This window comes from thiotrophic endosymbiont of Bathymodiolus puteoserpentis (Logatchev) (assembly GCF_900127505.1).
Lineage (GTDB): Bacteria > Pseudomonadota > Gammaproteobacteria > PS1 > Pseudothioglobaceae > Thiodubiliella.
Genome location: NZ_UEXF01000073.1, coordinates 156,311 through 157,513, shown reverse-complemented (window position 1 = coordinate 157,513; position 1,203 = coordinate 156,311). Strand labels below are relative to the sequence as shown.

The following is a 1,203-nucleotide window of genomic DNA, read 5'->3' as shown; positions in this document are numbered from 1 at the left end:
AGGTATTTGTAAAGCGCTCCGCCTACCGCTTTGTCTTGCAAGACAAAGCGGTAGGCGGTTTCAGTGCTAATTTTAATCTTTTTGTCTAATTCCAAGCGTCCCATGATTTGTTCAGGACTCCAATATTCTTTTAGCTTTTCACTAATGTAATTTTTAACACAATCTGTGAGTTTGATGGCTTTATTTTTTTGATGTCGTTCGTCAGCAAGCCTGTTGGCTTGCTTATGGCGATAACCTCTTTTGCCAGTATTGCGAGATAATTCTCTAGAAATAGTTGATTTGTTTCTACCCATTGATTTGGCAATAAAGGTTTGGTTGTATCCTTGTTTATTTAGTCGCTCCTTAAAAACCACTCCAAACAAACCAAACCCCCCCATTTTTCCAACCATCTAAATCAACAAAACTGCTTTTTATCCAGCACCACAAAAAACCTTAGGTATTTTACAAAAAATAAGCCCAGTNCTATTTATGCAAAGGTCTCTTGGCAATAAAGATTTGGTTGTATCCTTGTTTATTTAGCAGGTAAATATGGTATCTTTGTTCGTAGGTCAATTGTGTATATTTTTGCATGTTTCACTCCTTTTTCTTGTCGGATTAAGGGTGGTTAATATACCCTTTGGCCGACTAATTGAGTGTTGCACTTATGATGTGAATCTAAGCAATGTCCATAAGCATTATAAAAGTCTTTGCTAGCGCGTATTAACTTGGCATTCAAATACCGTGCATTTTTTTAGGTTTCAAAAAATTTCATCAGAATTTTTAGGGATATTCAAAATAGTCAAAAAAAATTGTACAAAAAATAAAGAACAATGGTAAAATGCTCGTAATTCTTATTACATAAACTTAATTTACCATGACAATAAACACAACAAAATCCCAATTAACGCCAGCCTCAACACTTAGTGGCCTTAGTAAATTCAAGCACTTTCTTGCGCTTAGCCTGTTAATCACATTGTCTTTTAATGCTTTTGCTGCTGATAACTCTGAGCAACCTAACAAAGAAGAGCTAAACAAAGAAGCCTACCTAGACCTCAGTAAGCCTTACACACACAAGCAGAGCAATACCACCAAGAAAGACAACCAAGCCACCACTTTACTCAAAGAAGTCGCAGGCACAACTCGCGCCGCCCTAGGTTCTACCAACTCAGGCAATACCAACCAACTGGGCAAGAAGGTTGCCACAGACATTAAAAACCAAGCCAT

3 protein-coding genes are annotated in these 1,203 nt (G+C 37.3%); 1 reads left to right on the top strand and 2 read right to left on the bottom strand.

Annotation, left to right across the window (positions count from 1 at the left end):
* Together BHECKSOX2_RS09560 and BHECKSOX2_RS09555 are read right to left on the bottom strand one after the other, a co-directional pair.
* On the bottom strand, window positions 1-362 hold a 362-nt coding region (locus tag BHECKSOX2_RS09560), incomplete at its 3' end, for a helix-turn-helix domain-containing protein (RefSeq protein WP_218973237.1).
* A 100-nt stretch (window positions 363-462) separates the two neighbouring features.
* Complete coding sequence (locus BHECKSOX2_RS09555) at window positions 463-570, bottom strand: helix-turn-helix domain-containing protein (RefSeq protein WP_218973236.1); 108 nt, start codon at window positions 568-570, stop codon at window positions 463-465.
* 283 nt (window positions 571-853) lie between these two features.
* On the opposite strand from BHECKSOX2_RS09555, the gene BHECKSOX2_RS09550 reads away from it, so the two are divergent.
* Window positions 854-1,203: hypothetical protein (locus BHECKSOX2_RS09550; RefSeq protein ID WP_180323748.1), on the top strand; the 350-nt coding region annotated here is incomplete at its 3' end.